This is a genomic window from Rufibacter latericius (assembly GCF_003721515.1).
Lineage (GTDB): Bacteria > Bacteroidota > Bacteroidia > Cytophagales > Hymenobacteraceae > Nibribacter > Nibribacter latericius.
Window position 1 is genome coordinate 237754 of sequence record NZ_RJJD01000001.1, and the last position, 20712, is coordinate 258465.

Below are 20712 nucleotides of genomic sequence, written 5' to 3' on the forward strand. Positions count from 1 at the left end.
ACAGATTCCGGCCTAAAACGGATCAGAGCCAGCAAAGCCGCGGCTAGTTTTCCTCTGCGAAATTAGCCCTATGAAACAGTTATTCAAATTAAATTACGCGTTGCGAAATGCTAAAGCGATATAGCCTGTGGCTACTGACCGTAGTAATGGGCGCCTGGATGGCTTTATCGGGGTTCGGCCCTAAAGGCCGGGGCAACATTTCTGAACAGGAGCAACACTGGGTAGACAGTGTCTATCAATCCCTTACCCCTGACCAACGCCTTGGTCAGCTCTTCATGGTAGCGGCGTACTCCAACAAACCGCAGAGCCACATTCGGGAAATCGAAAACCTGATCACCCAATACGGCATTGGCGGCGTCATGTTCATGCAGGGCGGTCCCGTGCGCCAGGCTAAACTCACCAACCGCTACCAAAGCTTGGCCAAGGTTCCTTTACTGGTATCCACCGATGCCGAGTGGGGCCTGGACATGCGCTTGGACAGCAGCATGCACTTTGCCAAACAGATGACCTTGGGCGCGCTTCCCGATGACCGCTATGTGTACCTCATGGGCCGCGAGATCGCGCTCAAACTGAAGCGCCTGGGCATCCACGTAAGCTTCTCCCCGGTGATAGACGTAAACAGCAACCCCCGCAATCCCGTGATAGGGAACCGGTCTTTTGGCGAAAGCAAGGAAAAAGTGACGGCCCGCGGCATCGCTTATATTAAAGGGTTACAGGACCACGGCATCATTGCGGTAGCCAAGCACTTCCCCGGCCACGGCGACACCGACGCTGATTCCCATTTCACCTTGCCGGTCCTTTCCCACGACATGGCCCGCCTTACCGAGGTGGAGCTGTACCCCTTCAAACGCTCTTTTGATGCCGGCGTCATGGGCGTAATGGTGGCGCACCTGCACGTACCCAAGCTGGATTCCATCGCGAACCGCGCCGCCACTTTATCGCCTTATTTGGTAAACGACCTCTTAAAAGGCCAGATGCAGTACGAAGGTCTGGTGTTCACCGATGCCCTGAACATGAAAGGCGTGACCCGCTACCATGAGCCCGGCGAGGTAGACGCCCTGGCCTTGAAAGCCGGCAACGATGTGCTCTTGTTTTCCGAAAACGTGCCCAAAGCGTTCGCCAGCATCAAAAAAGCCATCGCGGACAGCACCATTTCTGAGCGGGATATTGAAATCAGGGTGAGAAAGATGCTGCACGCCAAATACTGGGCCGGCCTGAACCAATACACACCCATCAACCTGGAGAACCTTTCGCAGGATTTGAGCCGCCCGGTGAGTCAGGTGTTGCAGCAGCAGCTCTACGAGCAGGCGGTAACCGTTGTCGCCAACAAGAATGATCTGCTTCCGTTCCGGGTGCTGGACACTACTGAATTTGCCTCGGTTTCGGTTGGGGCCGGGTTGAACAACATCCTGACGCAGACCTTAGACAAATACGCGCCTTTCAAGAAGTTTGCGGTCACTAGCCGAATGGCCCCAGACAGCGTATACGCCAAAATCCAACGCGAACTAGCCGGTACCGATGTGGTGGTGGTGTCGCTGCACAACCTCAACAACAATCCCGGCAACAACTACAACCTATCTGGTAACGCCTTAGGGTTTATAAGGGAACTGCAGCGCGATCCTACCAAAAAGGTAGTGGTGCTGGTGATGGGCAATGCCTACAGCCTGAAGAACTTCGAGAACAGCGACTGGCTTGTGTGCGGCTACGAAGACAACGAGATCACCCGCAAGGTTATCCCGCAGGTATTGTTTGGAGCACTTCCCGCCGAAGGGAGGCTGCCCGTCACGGCTTCGCCGAAGTTCAAAGTAGGTACCGGCATCTCTACCCCTTCGCTCAACCGTCTGAGGTACTCGGTGCCCGAGAGTGTGGGCATGAACTCCGGCATCCTGCAGCAGATCGATAACATCGCGCTGGAGGCCATTGCCTACGCCGCCACGCCAGGTTGCCAGGTGCTGGTGGTGAAAGACGGCACGGTGGTGCTGGAGAAAGCCTACGGCTATTACACCTATGACCGTACCCAGCCGGTAACCGAGAAAACCATTTATGACCTGGCTTCCATCACAAAGGTAGCCGCCACGCTGCAGGCCGTGATGTTCCTGAAAGACCAAGGCCGCCTAAAACTGGATGATAAACTCATTACCTATTTACCCGAGCTCAAAGGTTCCAACAAAGCCAACCTCATCGTGCGTGACGTGTTGCTGCACCAGGCAGGCCTGGAGGCTTACGTCCCGTTTTACACAAAAACGTTGAAAGACGGCAAACTGAATCCGCTTTACTATGACAGCCTGCCCTCCGAGACTTACCATAACCTGGTGGTGCCCGGCGTGTACAGCAGCAAAAAACTGGAAGACGCGGTATGGAAGTGGATCGTGAAGTCTGATCTGGTGGGAAAACGCACCCCCAACGGTAAATTTGAGTACCGCTACTCAGACCTGGGACTGCACCTCATGAAACGCATTGTGGAGCGCACCCTGAACCAACCCCTCCCCGATTTCCTGGCCCAGAACTTCTACGCCCCCCTGGGCGCCAGTACGCTTACCTTTAACCCGCTGGATAAATTCCTGAAGGAGCAGATTGCCCCTACCGCCCCCGGTTCTTCGTTCAAGCCCGGCGTTCCGCTGCAAGGAACCGTGCATGACAGCAACGCAGCCATGTTAGGCGGCAAGGCCGGTCACGCGGGTCTTTTCTCCAATGCCAATGACCTGGCCATTCTCATGCAGATGGATTTGCAGAACGGCAAGTACGGCGGACAGCAGTATTTCAAATCACCGGTTGTGACCGAGTTTACCCAAAACGGCTCCAAAACCAGCCGCCGCGGCCTAGGGTGGGACAAACCAGATCCCGAGGGCAACGGCCCTACTTCTGACCTGGCACCTTTGAGCACGTTCGGGCACACGGGTTTCACCGGCACCGGCACCTGGGTAGACCCCGAGAACAACCTGATTTATATTTTCCTCTCTAACCGCGTCTATCCAGATTCTGAGAACGATAAACTTCTCAAATACAACATCCGCACCCGGATTCATGACGTAGTATATCAATCGTTAGAGCCGAAACCGTAACTTCGCGGCAAACACATACGCGCATGAAGATTGGAATTGTATGCTACCCTACGTTTGGCGGTAGCGGAGTGGTGGCCACAGAGTTGGGTAAAGCCTTGGCGCAGAAAGGGCATAAGGTGCATTTTATCACCTACAGCCAACCCGCCCGTCTGGACCACTTCAACGAGAACCTGTTTTACCACGAAGTCAACATTCCCAATTACCCGCTGTTCCAGTATCCGCCGTATGAACTGGCTTTGGCCAGCAAGATGGTAGACATCGTGCAGTATGAGAAACTGGACGTGTTGCACGTGCACTATGCCATTCCCCACGCTTCGGCAGCGTATATGGCTAAACAGATTCTGCTCACCAAAGGCATCCAGATTCCGGTTATCACTACCCTGCACGGCACCGATATCACCCTGGTGGGCAAAGACGCGTCTTACGAGCCGGTGGTGACCTTCAGCATCAACCAGTCAGACGCAGTCACCTCCGTGTCTGAAGACCTCAAGAAAGAAACCTACGAGTATTTCCCCATTGACAAGGAGATTGTGGTCATCCCCAACTTCATCAACCTGGAACGGTTCCAGAAACAGCGTAAAGACCATTTCAAGTCAGCCATTGCACCGTTCGGCGAGAAACTGCTGGTGCACACCTCCAACTTCAGGGGCGTGAAACGGATAGGCGACATCATTAAGATATTTGCCAAGGTACGCGAGCAGATGCCGTCAAAGCTGATTCTGGTAGGGGACGGACCGGAGCGCCCTAAAATGGAGAACCTCTGCCGCAAGCTGGGCATCTGGCCCGATGTGCGTTTCCTGGGCAAGCTGGAAGCCGTGGAAGAACTCCTTTCCATTGCCGATGTCTTCCTGATGCCCTCCGAGAAAGAGAGTTTCGGGTTGGCGGCTTTGGAAGCAATGGCCTGCGAGGTTCCCGTGATCTCTTCCAACGCCGGCGGATTGCCTGAGCTGAACGTGCACGGCGTAACTGGATTCGTGAGCAACGTGGGCGACGTGAAAGACATGGTCAAAAACACGCTCTTCCTCCTGCAAGACGATCAGTTGCCTACTTTCAAAGCCAACGCCCTGGCTCGTGCCAAGGAGTTTGAGATAGGCAAGATCGTGCCCATGTACGAGGAAGTCTACCAACAGGCCGCCGAGGCCGTGCGCACGCACGTTTAAAGAACCTTTTCCCTTTTAAGAAAGATATTCAAAAGCTGTTTCGGGGCTGTTTTACCTGAAACAGCCCCGAAACAGCGGTTACACTACGGCCATTAACGAGAACGCCATGCACTTTGAAAAACCACACCACTCAGAAGAGAACCCCTGGAAAACGTTAGAGTCTAAACCCATCTACAGCAATCCCTGGATCAGCGTGCGCGAGGAGCAGGTGATCAACCCGGGGGGTGGCAGGGGCATCTACGGCGTGGTTTCCATGAAAAACAAGGCAATCGGGATTATCCCGATCGATGACGAGGGCAATACCTGGCTCGTGGGACAGTACCGCTACACGGTGAACGAGTATTCCTGGGAGATTCCCATGGGCGGAGGTCCGGTTGGGATTGATCCGCTGGAATCCGCGAAGCGCGAGCTGAAGGAGGAAACCGGCTTCACTGCCGCCGAGTGGACGAACATAGGCCGCATCCATACCTCCAACTCGGTGACCGATGAGGAAGGCTTTATTTTCCTGGCCGAGGAACTGACCGCCGGCGAGACCGAGTTTGAAGAAACTGAAGATCTGAAAATCTGGAAGTTACCCCTGCACGAGGCGGTGCGCATGGCCATGGACAGCGAGATCACGGATGCCATCAGCATTGCCGGTCTGCTTAAAGCCGAGAAGATCCTTTTAACCCGCCGGCCTAAATAACCACCCCTAATTGGCACTAAGTCAAGGCAGAACGCGTTTGCCGTTTTGAAGCCGTTTTCCTGGAAACAGGGCCAAAACGGCTTTACGGTAGGCACGTGTGGTGCTTTTCTTATTAATTCGTAATTTTGGAAAAGATGAACAGGTTAAAAGGAATCGGCAAAAAGGCATATTCGGTGTGGTGTACCGCTTGGTTTGTATTACCGTTTCTCACCTCGTACCCTTTGTTCCGGGTGCTGATCGCCAAACCCAACCGCCTGAAGCATGCCCACCACCTGAACCGCCTTTGGTCCAAGTTCCAGCTGCGTATGTACCTGATGCCGGTGACGGTAAAAGGCCTGGAGCAACTGAACCCCAACCAGAAATACGTGTTCGCGCCGAACCACAGCTCGTACATTGACATCCCCATGATCCTGGCCGCCGTACCGGGCTTCCTCAATTTCGTGGGCAAGAAATCATTGACCAAAGTGCCGCTGTGGGGAAGGATCTATGACGCGCTGTACATCTCGGTGGACCGCGACAGCCCCATCAGCAGTGCCAAAGCCTATATTGCCAGCAAGCAAAGTCTGGAGGCGGGCCGCAGTATCGTGATTTTCCCCGAAGGCAAGATTTCGCCGGAATCGGGCCGCAAACTGTTGCCGTTCAAGGACGGTCCGTTCAAGCTGGCCATTGAGAAACAGGTGCCCATTGTGCCCATTACCATGCCGTACAACCACCTGTTCCTGCCCGATGTAAAGGGCAAACTCATCATCCGGTACCATCCGCTGGAGATGATTATCCATCCACCTATTTCCACTGAAGGATTGACCATGCAGGACCTGGAGTTCCTGAAAAACCAAACCTTCACCATCATTCAAGAGACCTTAGATCAGAAAAACCATGAGCACCAACATAGAAACCTTACGCCAGCTGGCGCACTTAGCCCGGCTTGAGTTTGACGAGACCAAAGAGCAGGAAATGCTCAAAGACCTGAACAACATCCTGGACTGGGTAGACCAACTGCGCCAGCTAGACACTCAAAATGTGGAACCTCTCATCCATATCTCCGAGGAGTTGAACGTGATGCGCGAAGATGCCGCCCAGAACACTGTGCGCCACGAAGATGCCTTAAAGCTGGCTCCGCGGAAAGATTCAGATTATTTCCGGGTTCCTAAAGTACTGGAGTAAGCCTGGATGAAGCTTTTTTCGTTCTGGCCCCAGGTGGAACCTGGCCGCCGATTCCTGTATTCCCTTCTTGTTCTATTAGCGCTGATTGCCGTCGCCTTTGGGGTGTACGGCTTTTTGCATGGGCAGCAAACCGTATTCCCGCTGGAGAAACAGGCTGAGCTATTCCCTGCTGAAGCCCATCTGGATTCTGCCACTCCCTTGCTCACGCCCATGCGGGTGGAGGTGAATGCCTACCTGGTCACGGAGCGCTACGCCATTGGCGACATGCAGCTTCCGCTGTGGGCCACCTTGGTCTATTTTGCGGGTTTGGCCGTGGCTCTCACCTTCTTCTGGACGCTAGCCAGCACCTTGAAACGGATTCCGTATTACGCAGCCGTAACGTTGGGCATGCTCTGGCTCTCTACCTTCAACCTGGATTTACTGGGCATTTTCTCAGAAACGAGCCGAATCCTGCTCATCATCGCCCTGGGTACTTTGGGTGCCGGGAGCTTCCTGTTTCAGGCATTCTGGACGCGGGTTTCTTTCCTGGGTCGGTTTCTGTTCTTCAGCATCCTGATCACAGTCATGTGCCTGGCACTTTTCCATTTCTCCCCGCTGCCGGCACCGCTTACCGCCTTACACGTGGTAAATTACAGCACCTTGGCCAGCTTTGTGGCAGCCGTCCTGTTCATGGTCTTGGTGGCCTACGAGAACCTGCACGGGTTGCTTTGGTTCAACACGCAGGCCCAGCAGCCGCAGCGCAGGTTTGGACTGGTGCAGTTTGTGCTCATCAGTGCCTTGTATCTGGGCAACCTGTTGCTGTTGTATCTGCGCCAGACGGGCATGATCCAATTTGAGTTCACCGGCCTGGATGCCCTGCTCGTGTTCCTGATCTCCGCTTTGGTAGGACTTTGGGGCCTGAAACAGCGGCAAGGGCAATACACCCGTTTTTTCCGGTTCGAGACGGAGGCAGCACCGCTGTACCTGGTACTGGCTTTGCTCACGTTCCTGAACCTGGGCTACGCGCTTATGATGGCCAATGACCCGTTGGTGCAAGCCTATAGAAGTGCCGTCATTCTGACCCATCTGGCCTACGGTGTGGCCTTCTTTATCTACGTCCTGGTGAATTTCGGGCCGTTGATCAAGCAGAAGTTACGGGTGTTCAAAGTAGTGTATGACCCACGCCAGTTGCCGTACTTCACCGTGTACCTGATGGGAACGGTGCTCCTGGTGGTTATGCTGATTCGGAGCCAGTACGCCTTATATTTTCAGCACCAGGCGGGTTACTTTAACTACTTGGGCGACCTCTACCGGCAAACGGAGGAGCAGCCGCTGCTGGCTGAGCAGTTCTACAACGAGGCTAGCATCCAGTCCCGAAACAACCAACGCTCCAGCTTCTCCTTAGCTGATATGTACCACCAAGGCGGCAGCCGTACCCTGGAGATGCACCGCTTGCAGGAAGCATTGGATAGAAGACCTTCACCGGAAGGCTACCTTCGCCTAGCCAATCTTTTCACGTCCTCGTCTGATCTGTTTGACCACTTGAAAGTGATGCAGGAAGCGGTAAAAGCTTTCCCTACCAACGCTCCGCTTCTCAACAACCTGGGGTTGCTGTACGGCACCACCGCCTTCACCGATTCGGCCGGCTTCTACCTAGATGCCGCCTTAGCCCAGAGCCAGGAACCTGAAGTCATTCAAGCAAACCAATTGGCATTCTTAGCTAGCCACAAATTCCCGAAGCAAGCGAAAGAGTTTGCCAGTCAATACGCCACAGGCACTTACGGCCCTTTACTCACGAACCGGCTAGCCATTTCACTGACGCTGGGAGGACCTAAACCGCAAAATCTTCCGGCCCTGCCGCAGGACAGTGCTCTGAGTACCCAAACCTTTGCGCACTTTTACAACCGTCAGCTTTTCGCGGACAGTCCTAAAGACAGCACTGCCACATTTTCTCGTTTGAACACCTTGCTCCGCCAAGAGGAAAACCAACCGTTCCTGGATGACCTGACTCTGACCAAAGCATTGTTGCTCAAGCAAGGCAATATTTCTGTACCTCAACCGGGGCAAGCCAAAACCGTCCTTGAGACCTTAGCGGCCAATAGCGGAGGTGCAGCCGGGTATTATTATGACATTTTGGGCCAGTGGATGATGCAGGGCAAACTGTACCCTTTGGCAGCCGACTATTTTCAGAAGGCCCGTCAGGCTGGCTACCGCGATGCCCACTTGCATGCGGTGATCGCCTCAGCTTTGGCAGGGAATTACGGGCAAGCCACCGAAGTTGCTTTAGGCGCTTCTGATTTCCCGGATGTAGGCCAGCGGAAAGCCGCTACCCAGATTGCCATTGTCACGCAAATGTCTGCGGAGCAAGCCGTCAACTCCCCTGATTCTCTCAAAGTACAGTTTCTGCAATTGAAAGCGGCAACGTTGCCCCTGGACCAGGTTGAGAAAGTTGCCAACGCCATCACCACCCCGGCTTTGGCGCCGGTAGCAGCTTTGCCGCTGGTGGCCCGGTATCTCCAGGAAAACAATTTCAACACGGCCCAGAACCTGCTGAGCATCCATTTTCCGGCTGATTTCGCGAAAAACGGCCTAAAATCGGAGGCGAATACGTTGCAAGCGGAACTGTGGTGGAGAACCCAGAAAGGGGAGCAGCTAAGCAACGAATTGTCCAGACTCTATTTCACCAAGGCAGAAGCGGGCACCAGACTTTATTACCAGGCTTTGCTGGCCCAGCGTAATAATAATGCCAAAGCCGCGACTAATCTATTCAACCAGCTCCTGCAGCGGGCACCGTGGTCTGAAAGTGGGCAATTGGCTGCCGCCGATTTCTTTGTAGCCCAGAAGCAGCCCATGCGGGCATATGACCTTCTGCTGGAAGGCATCGGGTACAATCCTACCTCGGTGGCGTTGCGAAAAGCGTACGTGAAAGTGGCCTTGAACCAAGGGCTGCGCGACTACGCCCTACAGGGTCTGGAGCAATTGCAACCTTTGGTAAGTCCTCAGGAATACCTTACTTTTAGAAAAGAAATAGAGCCCCAATTGCAGGCCAGCGAGGCGCTTCTGCAGGAATGGCAATAACCTCAGCCATATGAGCACCATCATCAAAACCGAAGATATTTCCAGGATGTACCAGATGGGGACTGAAACCATTCATGCCCTTCGGTCTATTTCCATTGAAATTAAAAGAGGCGAGTATGTGGCGTTCATGGGGCCATCGGGGTCGGGTAAATCCACGCTCATGAATATCGTGGGTTGCCTGGACACGCCTACCTCTGGCACGTACATCCTCAATGGAAACGATGTCAGCAACATGGCAGACAATGAGCTGGCTACGGTGCGTAACAAGGAGATTGGGTTCGTGTTCCAGACGTTCAACCTGCTGCCTCGCTCTTCTTCGTTAGACAATGTGGCGCTGCCGCTGGTGTATGCCGGTTACGGAAAATCTGAGCGCGAAGAACGGGCCATGGCTGCTTTAGACAGCGTAGGCCTGGGCTCCAGGGCCAAACACAAACCCAACGAACTCTCGGGCGGTCAGCGTCAACGTGTGGCCATCGCCCGTGCCCTGGTGAACGACCCAAGTATTATCCTGGCAGATGAACCCACCGGTAACCTGGACACCAAAACTTCCTACGAGATCATGGGGTTATTTGAGGCCCTGCACGCCAAAGGAAACACCATCATCATGGTTACCCACGAGGACGACATCGCGCATTATGCCCACCGTATTGTGCGCCTGCGTGACGGCCTCATTGAATCTGATGAACTAAACCAGAACATTACGGTTCCTGCCCTGAAAGCGGCCGCTTTGAATATCTCCGAATGAAAATCTACACCAAAACCGGTGATAAAGGTGAGACATCCCTTATTGGCGGTACCCGCGTAAAGAAATCACATCTGCGTATTGAGGCTTACGGCACCGTAGACGAGCTGAACTCCTTCATAGGGGTGGTCCGGGACCAGGAGGTAAACCAGAAACGCCAGCCACTTTTCTCCGAGATCCAGGACCGTTTGTTCACCATCGGGTCTACCTTGGCCACTGATCCGGTGAAAGAAGGAAAAGTCCACACCCCAGACCTGCACCAAAGTGACATTCAACTGCTGGAAGACCAGATGGACGTTTTAGACGAAATGTTACCCCCGCTGCGTAACTTCATTCTACCCGGTGGCCATCCGGCGGTCTCGTTCTGCCACGTAGCCCGTACTGTCTGTCGGCGGGCCGAGCGCCTGGTCATTGCCTTGCAGGAAGAGTCGCACGTAGATGACCTGGTGGTGCAGTACCTCAACCGGCTCTCAGATTTCCTCTTTGTGCTGAGCCGCGCCAACGGTTTTGAATTAGGAGTAAAAGAAATAACTTGGAAGCCTCGTATGTGAGGCTTTTTTTATTCAGAATTGCCAGAATTGCGTATAATCCTTAGTCATATCACCAAACCTATGCAAACCGAATCCATTTCTATCCATACCACCGTTACCACCGCTAGTCAATTAGCCGATCTTGACCTTGAGAACCTGCAGTTCGGGAAAGTTTTCGCCGATCACATGTTGGAGGTTGATTTCAAGGACGGTGCCTGGCAACAGCCACGAATTCTCCCCTACGGTCCCATTGAGTTGAGTCCGGCTACCGCCGCGCTGCACTATGGCCAAGCCATGTTTGAAGGGATGAAAGCCTATAAAACCCCTGAAGGGAAAGTGGTGCTGTTCCGGCCGCAGGACAACTGGGCCAGGATGAACAAATCGGCTGTTCGGTTGTGCATGCCGGAGATCCCCGAAGACATTTTCATGGATGGCCTGAAACAACTCGTCGCCCTGGATGCTGATTGGGTTCCGCAGCGCCCCGGTTATTCTTTGTACATCCGTCCGTTCATGTTCGGGTCTGAAGGGTTGTTGGGGGTTCGTCCGGCCACGGAATACAAGTTCATTATCTTCTGCAGCCCCGCCAGCGGCTATTACGCTGAGCCGGTGCGCGTGAAGATTGAAGAACACTACACCCGCGCCGTAGAAGGCGGATTTGGTTTCGCGAAAGCAGCTGGTAACTACGGAGGTTCTTTGCTGCCCGCCAAACTGGCCCACGAAGAAGGCTACCACCAAATAATCTGGACCGATGGCCGCGAGCACAACTACATAGAGGAATCTGGCACCATGAACGTGATGTTCGTGATTGACGGCACCTTGGTAACGCCAGCCCTAAGCACCTCCATCCTGGCTGGTATCACCCGCGACAGCGTGCTGCAACTGGCCCGCGACTGGGGCGTTCCCGTAGAAGAAAGACGCATCAAAGTGCAGGAGATCGCCGATGCCTACAAAGCTGGTAAACTGCAGGACGCCTTCGGGACCGGTACCGCTGCCACCATCGCCCACATTAAATCCATCACCTTCAGAGGAGAGGAAATGATGTTACCACCGGTGGCTGATCGTACGCTTTCAAACAAGATTGCCACTGAGCTGGATAACATCCGCTACGGATTGTCGCCTGATCCACATGGATGGGTAGTTCCCGTGGTGTAATCTTTGAGTTAAATTTCTTTGATCCGTTTCGGGGTTGTTTTCTGTAAAACGGCCTTGAAACGGATTTTTTTTGATGTTTGTGCATGCAGTTGGCTTGTTCTGGCGAAAGTCCGTTCTTTTCGTGAGTGCATGAATTTTAATGTTTCATAGCTAGGCTCCGAGCGTTCACAGCTGCGAGACCCCGCCTTCCGCCCTCGCGCTGTGCCAGCTTCCTTTGCTCCTTGCAGTCGCAATGCCTATCGGCACCGGAACCTGCCTAGGCGCTCACCCGAAAGTTTAGAAACAGAGGGGTGCAGGAGAAAGGCAATCCTTTTCTGTTCCTTATAATATGATAATATGGTTCAAGTCTGCGACCTGGACCTAAATGACCTGCGGTTAGCAAAGCTGTGAGGCAAGAGTCTCAAATATGCGTCCCTGTAATTTTACGATGCCTAATTATGCCCTTAGCCTTATCACCAATAACATAAACGGCACCTACTTTCTACAATAAAACATCGTTCATAGGCTACTCGGCTACCACTTTACCAACCTTTTCAGCCTTCTTTCCTTATAACTAGTATCTTTGCAAAAACGGCTAATTCCCCAAATTAAGATTAGCACATCCTGATATGACCCAAGAACAAATCAAAGAATTGAAAGGCCGGGTAGAGGCGTTGAGGAGGTATCTTTGACTACGATGCCAAGAAAGAACAAGTAACTGCCATTGAGGCCCAATCTGCTGCCCCTGATTTCTGGGACGATCCTAAAAAAGCCGAAACCGTTTTAAAAGAGGCCAAAAGCCTCAAAACCTGGACCGATGATTTTGAGAACACGTCCAAGGCGGTGGAAGACGTAGAAGTACTATTTGATTTCTATAAAGAGGGCGACGTCTCAGAGGAAGATATATCCACTGAGTTTAAGGCCGCTGAGGAAACTGTGGAGGGACTGGAATTCAAGCGGATGCTCAGCAACGAAGAAGATCAGTTAGGCGCTGTTTTGGAGGTAAACTCCGGGGCCGGTGGTACCGAAAGCCAGGACTGGGCCGAGATGCTCTACCGCATGTACCTCATGTGGGGCGAACGCAAAGGCTACACTGTCAAACAAATCGACTTTCAACCGGGCGAGGGCGCGGGCATCAAATCGGCGACCCTCCAGTTTGAGGGAGACTTCGCCTATGGTTACCTGAAGGCAGAGATTGGCGTGCACCGTTTGGTGCGCATCTCACCTTTTGACTCCGGCGGACGCCGACATACCTCTTTTGCCTCGGTGTTTGCCTACCCCATTGTGGATGACACCATTGAGATCACCGTAAATCCCGGCGATATTGAGTGGGACACTTACCGCGCCGGTGGAGCTGGTGGCCAGAACGTAAACAAAGTAGAAACGGCGGTACGGCTCCGGCACAAACCAACGGGCATCACTATTGCAGTGCAGATTGAGCGCTCGCAGCTCATGAACAAGGAACACGCCATTAGAATGCTGAAATCGCAGCTCTACCAGATTGAGATCAACAAGCGGAACGAGGAGCGCGACAAGGTGGAGAGCACCAAAAAACGCATCGATTTCGGTTCTCAGATCCGGAACTATGTGCTGCACCCGTACAAGCTTATCAAAGACATCAGAACCGGCGTTGAGCGCACTGATGTCCAAAACGTGCTAGACGGAGACTTGGATGACTATATAAAAGCGTTCCTGATGCAGGCCTAAAAGCCTCTTCTGACTTCCTTAAAACTGAAAAGCCTTTCCGCAGCAATTGCAGAAAGGCTTTTCAGTTTTAAGGAAGTTTTCGGGAAACTGGTTCAAAAACCCAATACTCCGGTAAAAGAACGAACCTTACTGAGCGGGCTTCTCAGGAGTGTTGGGTAGAGGCAGTACCTTATAGCGTTTCTTCAGCAGGTGGTACTTGGTAGAGGACTCATCTGCTTTAACCGAGGGCATGGGCTCCTGCTTGTTTTGGAACTTAGCCATGGGCATGTTGCTGTAAAACGGGGTTACTTCTTCCCGAGCCAAATCTTGGGGCTCCCTCCTATTCCAGAAACTTTCCCCTTTGTTTTGCCGGGGCAACTCAAATTTATGTCCAAATTTACCTTCCCGTTGTGGAGAAGAGAGCGGCGGCAACAAACCAGGGCTTTCTGATGTTTTGGTACTATCCGGTGATGTCTGCGCGAAGGCTGCCCCTGCCCAAAAGATCAGCACAAACATCCCTACAATTTTCTTTTCCATCTCTATGGATTTTTAAAGTCTCAGGGAAACAACCTTAATGTAAGTTTAGCATAGTAAACTGGTTGCATCCCGCTGAAGGTAGTTTCCTTCTAATATACGATTTTGGGGCTAAAAATGCTTAGTACGTCGCATCACCTACGGCAAGCCCAATCAGTACCAGTACAAAGAAAATGGCTCCTAACACCACCACTACAATCTCACCGCCGGAGAAAGCCGAAGACGTTTTGCCCTGTGGGTTTGCCTTCCGGAAAAAGTAGTTTCTGGCTTGTAGCACCGGAATCATAGGCACAAATGAAACGAGTGAGATCAGCCACATGGGATCTGGCAGGTTAGACAAAAGAGAAATCAACAGAAACGCCACAAACAACCACCCAGGAGAGTAACTCTGCTCATACCCCACTGACTTAGCCCGACCTAAGACATTCTTGTTCAATTCATACCCGAAGAAAATAACGAAGATGGATCGCCAGATGGGCATGATTTCCTCCCGCTCCTCCATCTCCTTGATGAAATACCAGTTCTTATACCACCAGTAAATCAGGTATAGGCTGAAGGAAAGAAAGCAAAGCATACTGAATTTCCAGACAGGTAGCACTTGATGGTATTCTTCAATTATATCCTGCTCTTCTTTACTGAAAGTAATGGTTGGGTTAGGAGACAGGTTTTCTTCGTTGGCGGGTAAATCTAATTCCATATAGAAGGTCAAATAATATATAAATGGTAGGTAGGATTGAAAACTTGGCTTGCCTATACAACCTGTAAGGAGAAGCCATCTTCAAAAATCGACTACTTCATTCCTGAGCAACGGAAAACCTTTTTTGATTGCTCTCCTTCGTTAAATACAAGGATTATAGAAGGTTAAAACCCGTTCTTCTAAAGTAGAATAATTTCCCTTCTCTACAAAACCGAACACCAACCCCAAGCCGGTTTCCTTTTCCTTTGGCGTTGAACCGTTCCCATTCCCAACATGTTCATAAGGGGCCGTTCCTTTGTCTCTGAAGGAACAGATCCTCAAAATCTTAGACATGAACCTGCATTCTTCGGCACCCCTGTTTTTCAGGGGGAAACCTATAGCATCTGCTTCCCAATGGCTTCTGCTTTTGGGCTTGTCGCTTCTCGCGCTTTTAGTACTGGGCGGGGCGGGGCAATCTACGGCCAAACAAGAAACCTTGGTGCTGAAATCTGAGCAGCTCCCTTTCCAGACGAAGGAGTTTTACATAGCCGATGTCATTGATGAACGGCAAAACCCCAAGGCCATGGGATCACTGGTAGCGGCGGTGACTCCGGCGTCCGTCTCAAAGCCCGTGGATTTCCAGGGAGGCAGCGTGCCGGCTATCAAGAAATACATCAACGAAAGCTTCTCCCATAACCCCAAAGCCCGTCCTATTCTCATGCGCCTGAAGGAATACCAGGTGACGGAAAAAACCGTGGCGGGCGGGCGTGTGGAAGGTCAGATCCAGATTTCGGCGGCGTTTGAGGTGCAGCGCGAAGGCAAAAAACTGCACTTATTCGATTACAAAAGCGGGGCCCGGTACGCCCGCCCGGCCACCAACCTCACCATGGTAGAGCCAACTCTTAGAAAGACCTTGTCTGAGTCCTTGCGTTATCTTACCGGCTGGATGGACAAGGAAGTTCCGCATAACGAGAAGCTGGCCCGAAAAATCCAGGTGCACTTTGAGGATTACAAGCAGCACTCAGACGATGATACCCTGTTCTATGACCCCGCCCGCCCTCTGAATTGGAGCGATTTCCAGGGAGGCTCCAGCCTAAGGGGCAATTATGCGGCGTCCATTTTCCCGGGTTTATCCAATGACATCCAGTCTACGGTAGAGAATGGGGTCATTCACATTCGGGTGGCTACTAAGCCCTATATTTTGCGCAGCCTGTCTAAGGTTCTGCCCGATGCCCGAAACGAGTACGCCCTCAACCACGAGCAGCGCCACTTTGACATCCTGAAACTGGTGTCTGAGCACTACAAGCAGCGGTTACGCCCCGAAAAGCTGAACCTGGAGGATTACGAAAGCATTATCCGGTATCAGTACCTGGAGGCGCTTTGGGAATTAGATCGCCTACAGAAACAATACGACGGGGAAACCAGCCACGGCCTCAACCGCATGGCCCAGGAAAAATGGAACCAGAAGATAGACCAGGAACTGCGTGAGTTTAAAGTAAAACCCTAATTCATAATTTAGTAGCCATAAAAAAGGTGGCCACTCTGCAACAGAGTGGCCACCTTTTTTATGACCGTTTTAAGGAAAACAGCCCCAAAGCGATTGCTTACCCGAAAATCTCTTCCAAGACCCCGGCCAGACGCACGCCACCTTTCAGGAGCTGGTCGTTCAGGGTCTGCACATAGTCAAAGTTGTAGCGGTAGCTCAGTTTTTCCTCGGGCTTGGTGATGCCTTTGTACAGCTGCTGCGCAATCTGGTACGATTCAAAAAACCAAACCGGAGCCAATTGCTTTTGCCAGGTCTTCACCTGGTCCTTAGAGGCGAAGTTGATGGCGGTGGCGTACTCAGTATAGCTCAGTTGCTGGTATTCTATCAATTGGGAATCCCAAAGGAGGTGCAGGTTGGTAGGCTGATTGAACCATTCCAGGCGCACCCGGTTTCCCCCTAAATCCTCCGGACGGCCAACGTGCATGGGTTGGTGTACATCGCCTACTATGTGAATCAAAAGACGCAGGTTCATTTGCTTTTTCTCGGGCGCCAAGTCTTTCTTTTTCAGCTCGGTAATCAGGTAGTTCAGGCGGGTATAGGCATCGGTGGCGGTATCGGCATGAAGATGCTTCTCTACCTGCTCAAAGCTGAGGCCTTCCTTCAGGTTCACGTAATGCCAGGTATCCAGATAGTTAAAATTGGGGTCAGATTTGATGAAATCGGGCCAGTTGCTGGCCATGGCGATGGACTCGTTGCCCAGTATTTTGCGGATGTTCTTCCTTGCTTTGTTAGAGATATGGCGATCAGCGATTTCGCCTACAATACGGTGACCAATCATACCCCAACCCATGGATTGGAACGGCAGGTAAAGAAGGAAACAAAGGAAAATCAGTTTTTTAAAAGCGTTCATGCAGGTGTTTGATGGTTGGCAAATGAAAGGTGCAAAAGTAGGCAAAAAAGCCGGCAGGCGAACTTTCCTTTCGGTTTCTGCTTTGTTTTCAGGAAAACGGCCGCTAAACGGGTTAGAACTCACGCACCGAGCACACCACACCCTGGGCCAAGCCAGGTTCCTTCATTAGCTGAATTACCTTCCGGGCTACTTCCTCAGGCGAAACCAAGGCTCCGGCGTCTTTGTAGTCCCTGAACTGCTGTACGCTGCTGAACTGGTTTACATCGGTTTCCCTGATCTGCTCCTGCATTTCAGTATCTATCAGTCCCGGCGACAAAGAGAACACCCGTACGCCGGTGCCCATCTGCTCCTGCTCCAGTTGCGCAGTCTGGGAAAGCATGTCTAGGGCGGCTTTGGAGGCACAGTAAGCCGCCCAGCCATCAATGGGTCTCTGTCCGGCTCCCGAGCTGATGTTCACGATCATTTTCTCGCAGTTCTGCCGGTGCTGATAGCTTTGCAGATACATGTTCATGAGCATGGCCGGCACAATCACGTTCACGTCAAACACGAACTCAAAATGCTCGCTTTGGCTCTGCCCGATGTACCCTATCTCGCCAATTACCCCGGCATTGTTCACCAACACTATTTTCTGTGCATCATCGAACGGAGAGAAGACTTTGTGGAGGTTGTGCTCCACCCCTGCTATGTCTGAAAAATCCAGCGGCTGATGCCGATACCTTGGGTGACTGATGGTGCTGTTGCGGGATACGCCCACTACGCAGTTGTTCTCGTCTTCTAACAAGGCCTCGGCAAGGGCTTTTCCCAACCCCCGGCTGGCTCCGGTGATGATGTAGTGGTTCATATGTTCAATTAGGAATTAGGGATGACAGAAAACCAATCTACCTCTGCATACGAAAGAATGGGATGGTAGAGTTGGGGTAAGGATATGGACATAGACCCTCGGGGTGTCCAGAGGAAATGCAAGTGTCTCCGCCAACTACGTTTCTACCCTATTTTCCATAAAACGGGCAAAAAACAGAAAGAGCCGCTTCTTGCAAGGAGCAGCTCTTTCTTGTTGTCATCCTGAAAGGATCTTGGTTGCAAACGGTATTAGCAGTTAAGTAAGGTATTCCTAGTTTGCCCACAAGATCCTTTCAGGATGACAAAGAAGGATGGGTTAAGGGAAAACTAAATCCTAGATTCCTAATCAAAGAATATACTGGCTCAGGTCACGGTTTTTGACCATGTCACGGAGGCGTTCCTCTACCAGTTCCGGCGTGATCATGAGGTGCGCGTTGGGTGGAATGGTATCCGGTACCTCAAACAGGATGTCGTTGAGCAGGCGGCTCATGACGGTTTGCAGCCGGCGGGCGCCTATGTTCTCTACCTCTGAGTTCACCTCAAAGGAGATCTCAGCAAGTTTATGCAGGGACTCATCGGTGAAGTTGAGTTCCACACCTTCGGCCCGAAGAAGCTCCTCGTACTGTTTGGTAAGCGCGTTTTTAGGGTACTTCAGAATCTGGTAGAAATCATCGGTGCTCAGGCTCTGCAGTTCCACTCTGATGGGGAAACGGCCCTGTAACTCAGGAATCAAATCTGAGGGCTTTGCCACGTGAAACGCCCCCGCCGCGATGAACAGGATATGATCGGTTTTGATGACGCCGTACTTGGTGTTAACGGTACTACCTTCCACAATGGGGAGCAAGTCACGCTGTACGCCTTCACGGCTCACGTCTGGACCACCCCCGCCTTTGTTGCTGGAACTGGCTACTTTGTCAATCTCGTCAATGAAGATGATGCCCGCGTTCTCGGCTTTCTGGATGGCCTCTTCTTTGACTTCGTCCATGTCAATGAGCTTGGCAGCTTCTTCCTCCAACAGGATTTTACGCGCCTCAGCGATGGTCACTTTCCGTTTCTTGGTTTTCTTGGGCATCATGTTCCCGATCATCTCCTGGATGTTCATCATGGACATCTCGTCCATGCCCGGGCTCACCACGCCCACGCCAGACGAAGGATGTTGCGATACCTTGATATCAATCTTACGGTCTTCCAACTCACCGTTCCTGATTTTCTCCCGGAACCGCTCGCGGGTGCGCTCGTTCAGTTCCTGGTCAGTGTCAGGGATATCAGCGGAAGACGACGTATGATTGCCGCCGAAACCTACCATGTCACGGCTGCCGGGTTGGTTGATAGGCGGAATAAGCGCATCCAAGATCACCTCCTCCACTACCAGAGCAGCCTGTTGTTTTACTTCTTCTTTTTTGCGGGTTTTCACCATGTTCACGGCCTGCTCTACCAGGTCACGCACCATGCTTTCCACGTCGCGGCCCACGTAGCCCACTTCGGTGAACTTGGAGGCCTCAACTTTGGTGAAGGGCGCATCGGCAATGCTGGCCAGGCGGCGGGCGATCTCGGTTTTACCTACCCCGGTGGCCCCAATCATGAGAATGTTGTTGGGAACAATCTCTTTCTGCATTTCGGGCGCGGCGTGCATCCGGCGCCAGCGGTTCCGCAACGCAATAGCTACGTTGCGTTTAGCGTCTTGCTGGCCAATAATATATTTATCTAACTCGGCTACAATCTGGCTAGGGGTTAAATACTTGGTTGGATCTAACATAAATATGGAGTGATTGAGAGAAGGAGTGCCTGCATGAATCAAAGCTGCTCCTTCTTTGAACTGAATTATCTTTCTTTAAAGCGGTGAAACACCGTTTGTTTCATTTAAACTGCTGTTGACGGGCTTTCACTTGCCTTAACGTCCTATGCAAAAAGTTGTTGGTTAGAACCCAACCAGCAGCCTAAGGTTTACGGCATCTTTGCCTAAAATAGCCTTAAAACGGCTAACACCTTCTCAAACCGTCAGTCCAGTTTCTTTTTCAGGAACCGGTTCAGGTCTGTGTTGAGGGTAAGGTAATTGCTGGCCCCGGCTACGTGGTACTTGGCGTAGGTGTACTCAAACCGAAACGCGTGCACTTTCACCGAGGCTCCAAAGGAAAATCCGGCCATGCCGCCTACGTTCTCCACCACCAATTCTTTCCGCCGGAGGTGGTTGTAGCCGCCCCGCACCTGAAAACCCGGCCCCAGGATAAACTCTCCACCCACCACAAAGTGCCGCGCCAGCTTATCCCCGAAGGTCTTTTCCTCTTTTACTTCCTGGTTGTTCTCGTCTATGGTACCAGGCTTGTCAGGGTCAAGGTACACGATGTCAAAGCGTTGCAATTGGTGCGCCGTCAGCGATAGCCGGAACGGGGCGTGTTCTGGTTTATAACTCGCCCCCAACTGGATGTCCAGCGGCACGTCCTCGCGTTCGCCGTTGGCATAGGTATTTACCATCACGCCAAGGTTTTTGATGGCTAAACCCACCACAAAATCCCGCTCAGGGTGCTTGAAAGTTCCACCCAGGTCTACTAACACCCCCAACGCCTGGTCACCGGCAATGCTGGAAACCGCTACTTTGGCCGTAGCACCCAGGGTAAAAACCTCAATGGTAGCCGCATGCGACAGCGACAACGCATAATCCCGGACCTTGAAACTTCCTTCCTCTACCCCGGCATCATTGGTCTGGGTAAACGAACCATAATCCAAGTACTGAATCCCGATGGCGTTGCGGCCCCAGCGGCTGCTCTCAAACGTGTAGTTCAGGTTGTTTTGGCTCACATCGGCCAGGTAGTTGAGGTAGGTAAGCCCAAGGTGGTTATTTGTTTTGCCGTGCATGAGCGCCGGGTTCGCCGCCACCGCGTTCACATCCTCCAAACCCGAGGAAACGTTCACCCCTCCCAACCCTGCTACGCGGGCATGCGTGGGCACGTCCAGGAACCGAAAAACAGAACGCCCTCCCACTTGGGCGGAAGCCAGCTGCCCAATGGCTACCAGCAAAAGACCCAATAGGAAAAGGCGTTTCTGCATCGTT

17 protein-coding genes are annotated in these 20712 nt (G+C 52.3%); 11 read left to right on the forward strand and 6 right to left on the reverse strand.

Translation table 11 applies throughout. The annotated features are described in order from the left end of the window. Window positions 1–107: 107 nt before the first annotated feature. The 10 genes from EFB08_RS00940 to prfB all read left to right on the forward strand — a co-directional run bounded on the left by EFB08_RS00940 (window position 108) and on the right by prfB (window position 13238). Entirely contained in the window at window positions 108–3062 is a 2955-nt protein-coding gene (locus EFB08_RS00940) for a glycoside hydrolase family 3 N-terminal domain-containing protein (RefSeq protein WP_227006157.1), read from the forward strand. A 23-nt stretch (window positions 3063–3085) separates the two neighbouring features. Then, the gene (gene bshA / locus EFB08_RS00945) at window positions 3086–4222 is read left to right on the forward strand and encodes an N-acetyl-alpha-D-glucosaminyl L-malate synthase BshA (protein WP_123125038.1); all 1137 of its coding nucleotides are present in this window, start codon (window positions 3086–3088) and stop codon (window positions 4220–4222) included. 106 nt (window positions 4223–4328) lie between these two features. Then, window positions 4329–4907 carry an NUDIX domain-containing protein gene (locus tag EFB08_RS00950; protein ID WP_123125039.1) on the forward strand — a complete coding sequence of 193 codons (579 nt, stop codon included), beginning with the start codon at window positions 4329–4331 and terminating at the stop codon, window positions 4905–4907. A 134-nt stretch (window positions 4908–5041) separates the two neighbouring features. Then, window positions 5042–5836 carry a lysophospholipid acyltransferase family protein gene (locus EFB08_RS00955; RefSeq protein WP_123125040.1) on the forward strand — a complete coding sequence of 265 codons (795 nt, stop codon included), beginning with the start codon at window positions 5042–5044 and terminating at the stop codon, window positions 5834–5836. Beyond that, entirely contained in the window at window positions 5784–6071 is a 288-nt protein-coding gene (gene gatC / locus EFB08_RS00960; RefSeq protein ID WP_123125041.1) for an Asp-tRNA(Asn)/Glu-tRNA(Gln) amidotransferase subunit GatC, read from the forward strand. Before EFB08_RS00955 ends, gatC begins: the two co-directional genes overlap by 53 nt. A gap of 6 nt (window positions 6072–6077) precedes the next feature. Further along, window positions 6078–9128, forward strand: coding sequence for a Bax inhibitor 1 family protein (locus EFB08_RS00965; protein ID WP_123125042.1), 3051 nt, complete (start codon window positions 6078–6080; stop codon window positions 9126–9128). A 10-nt stretch (window positions 9129–9138) separates the two neighbouring features. Beyond that, complete coding sequence (locus EFB08_RS00970) at window positions 9139–9873, forward strand: ABC transporter ATP-binding protein (RefSeq protein WP_123125043.1); 735 nt, start codon at window positions 9139–9141, stop codon at window positions 9871–9873. Beyond that, window positions 9870–10421, forward strand: a complete 552-nt coding sequence (locus tag EFB08_RS00975) for a cob(I)yrinic acid a,c-diamide adenosyltransferase (RefSeq protein WP_123125044.1) — start codon at window positions 9870–9872, stop codon at window positions 10419–10421. The genes EFB08_RS00970 and EFB08_RS00975 overlap by 4 nt, the downstream gene beginning before the upstream one ends. Before the next feature lie 60 nt (window positions 10422–10481). Next, entirely contained in the window at window positions 10482–11552 is a 1071-nt protein-coding gene (locus EFB08_RS00980) for a branched-chain amino acid aminotransferase (RefSeq protein ID WP_123125045.1), read from the forward strand. A 608-nt stretch (window positions 11553–12160) separates the two neighbouring features. Next, a protein-coding gene (gene prfB / locus EFB08_RS00985) for a peptide chain release factor 2 (RefSeq protein ID WP_123125046.1) occupies window positions 12161–13238 on the forward strand; the annotation gives its coding sequence in 2 pieces (ribosomal slippage) (window positions 12161–12220 and window positions 12222–13238; 1077 coding nt in all). Between the two features lie 126 nt (window positions 13239–13364). Here prfB and EFB08_RS00990 read toward each other — a convergent pair. Together EFB08_RS00990 and EFB08_RS00995 are read right to left on the reverse strand one after the other, a co-directional pair. Continuing rightward, on the reverse strand, window positions 13365–13754 hold the full coding sequence (locus EFB08_RS00990) for a hypothetical protein (protein WP_123125047.1): 390 nt from the start codon (window positions 13752–13754) through the stop codon (window positions 13365–13367). Window positions 13755–13872: 118 nt separating this feature from the next. Next, window positions 13873–14448: a hypothetical protein gene (locus tag EFB08_RS00995; RefSeq protein WP_123125048.1), complete on the reverse strand. Its 576-nt coding sequence runs from the start codon at window positions 14446–14448 to the stop codon at window positions 13873–13875. Between the two features lie 331 nt (window positions 14449–14779). On the opposite strand from EFB08_RS00995, the gene EFB08_RS01005 reads away from it, so the two are divergent. Next, on the forward strand, window positions 14780–15934 hold the full coding sequence (locus tag EFB08_RS01005) for a hypothetical protein (RefSeq protein ID WP_123125050.1): 1155 nt from the start codon (window positions 14780–14782) through the stop codon (window positions 15932–15934). Window positions 15935–16031: 97 nt separating this feature from the next. Here EFB08_RS01005 and EFB08_RS01010 read toward each other — a convergent pair whose 3' ends face one another. The 4 genes from EFB08_RS01010 to porQ form a co-directional block, all read right to left on the reverse strand. Continuing rightward, window positions 16032–16823, reverse strand: coding sequence for a S1/P1 nuclease (locus tag EFB08_RS01010; protein ID WP_123125587.1), 792 nt, complete (start codon window positions 16821–16823; stop codon window positions 16032–16034). A gap of 112 nt (window positions 16824–16935) precedes the next feature. Continuing rightward, window positions 16936–17664, reverse strand: a complete 729-nt coding sequence (locus tag EFB08_RS01015; protein ID WP_123125051.1) for an SDR family NAD(P)-dependent oxidoreductase — start codon at window positions 17662–17664, stop codon at window positions 16936–16938. Between the two features lie 345 nt (window positions 17665–18009). Beyond that, window positions 18010–19419, reverse strand: coding sequence for an ATP-dependent protease ATPase subunit HslU (gene hslU, locus EFB08_RS01020; protein ID WP_123125052.1), 1410 nt, complete (start codon window positions 19417–19419; stop codon window positions 18010–18012). Between the two features lie 242 nt (window positions 19420–19661). Beyond that, window positions 19662–20708 carry a type IX secretion system protein PorQ gene (gene porQ, locus EFB08_RS01025; RefSeq protein WP_123125053.1) on the reverse strand — a complete coding sequence of 349 codons (1047 nt, stop codon included), beginning with the start codon at window positions 20706–20708 and terminating at the stop codon, window positions 19662–19664. Window positions 20709–20712 lie beyond the last annotated feature (4 nt).

Coding starts and splice junctions, on each gene's coding strand:
- porQ (WP_123125053.1), bottom strand. CDS start 20,708: ATGCAGAAACGCCTTTTCCTATTGGGTCTTTTGCTGGTAGCCATTGGG.
- EFB08_RS01015 (WP_123125051.1), bottom strand. CDS start 17,664: ATGAACCACTACATCATCACCGGAGCCAGCCGGGGGTTGGGAAAAGCC.
- bshA (WP_123125038.1), top strand. CDS start 3,086: ATGAAGATTGGAATTGTATGCTACCCTACGTTTGGCGGTAGCGGAGTG.
- EFB08_RS00965 (WP_123125042.1), top strand. CDS start 6,078: ATGAAGCTTTTTTCGTTCTGGCCCCAGGTGGAACCTGGCCGCCGATTC.
- EFB08_RS00975 (WP_123125044.1), top strand. CDS start 9,870: ATGAAAATCTACACCAAAACCGGTGATAAAGGTGAGACATCCCTTATT.
- EFB08_RS00955 (WP_123125040.1), top strand. CDS start 5,042: ATGAACAGGTTAAAAGGAATCGGCAAAAAGGCATATTCGGTGTGGTGT.
- EFB08_RS00995 (WP_123125048.1), bottom strand. CDS start 14,448: ATGGAATTAGATTTACCCGCCAACGAAGAAAACCTGTCTCCTAACCCA.
- hslU (WP_123125052.1), bottom strand. CDS start 19,419: ATGTTAGATCCAACCAAGTATTTAACCCCTAGCCAGATTGTAGCCGAG.
- EFB08_RS00950 (WP_123125039.1), top strand. CDS start 4,329: ATGCACTTTGAAAAACCACACCACTCAGAAGAGAACCCCTGGAAAACG.
- EFB08_RS00990 (WP_123125047.1), bottom strand. CDS start 13,754: ATGGAAAAGAAAATTGTAGGGATGTTTGTGCTGATCTTTTGGGCAGGG.
- EFB08_RS01005 (WP_123125050.1), top strand. CDS start 14,780: ATGAACCTGCATTCTTCGGCACCCCTGTTTTTCAGGGGGAAACCTATA.
- EFB08_RS01010 (WP_123125587.1), bottom strand. CDS start 16,823: ATGAACGCTTTTAAAAAACTGATTTTCCTTTGTTTCCTTCTTTACCTG.
- EFB08_RS00980 (WP_123125045.1), top strand. CDS start 10,482: ATGCAAACCGAATCCATTTCTATCCATACCACCGTTACCACCGCTAGT.
- EFB08_RS00940 (WP_227006157.1), top strand. CDS start 108: ATGCTAAAGCGATATAGCCTGTGGCTACTGACCGTAGTAATGGGCGCC.
- EFB08_RS00970 (WP_123125043.1), top strand. CDS start 9,139: ATGAGCACCATCATCAAAACCGAAGATATTTCCAGGATGTACCAGATG.
- gatC (WP_123125041.1), top strand. CDS start 5,784: ATGAGCACCAACATAGAAACCTTACGCCAGCTGGCGCACTTAGCCCGG.